Here is a 610-nt window from a genome sequence, read left to right on the forward strand (position 1 = left end):
CGTTCCCCTGACAGCGCGGACAATGACGGTTGCGACAGCTGTTATAGGCGATCCGCCAGTGTCCACAGTCCCCGCAGGCCGCGACATGACCACCAAGGGTGTCAATCGGCACTCAAAAATAACCCCTGATCGGCATGCAATATTAACCCCCTGTTGAAGGCCCGGCCTGTCTCCTGAAGCCGTAGGCGTAAGGAGACAGGCCGGGGCAGGTATGGATCTGGAGAGAGGTTCAGTTACGGTTCCTGAACCGCCAGCTTTCGTTCCCTGTCTCGATGATGTCGCAGTGATGGGTCAGACGGTCGAGCAGTGCCGTGGTCATCTTGGCGTCGGCGAATACACTGGCCCATTCACCGAAGGACAGGTTCGTGGTGACAATGACCGAGGTCTGTTCATAAAGGCGGCTGATCATATGGAACAGCAACTGTCCGCCAGACTGGGCAAAGGGCAGGTATCCCAGTTCGTCGAGGATGACAAAGTCCAGTCGGCCGAGTTGTTCGGCCAGCCGACCCGCCCTTGCCGCCCGACTGTCAGCCTCAAGCCGGTTGACCAGGTCCACCACGTTGAAGAACCGGCCACGCCGACCTGTGCGGATGCAGCTCCGGCCAATGGC

At 59.5% G+C, this 610-nt stretch carries 1 protein-coding gene and 1 pseudogene; both read right to left on the bottom strand.

What is annotated here, in order from left to right; all coding sequences use genetic code 11:
* Positions 1 to 97, bottom strand: a pseudogene (locus CFR80_RS18710) (transposase zinc-binding domain-containing protein); the annotation flags it as partial.
* Positions 98 to 229: 132 nt separating this feature from the next.
* The coding region (locus tag CFR80_RS18715; protein WP_181418227.1) for an ATP-binding protein at positions 230 to 610 on the bottom strand (381 nt) is incomplete at its 5' end.

This window comes from Komagataeibacter oboediens, assembly GCF_003207815.1.
GTDB lineage: Bacteria > Pseudomonadota > Alphaproteobacteria > Acetobacterales > Acetobacteraceae > Komagataeibacter > Komagataeibacter oboediens.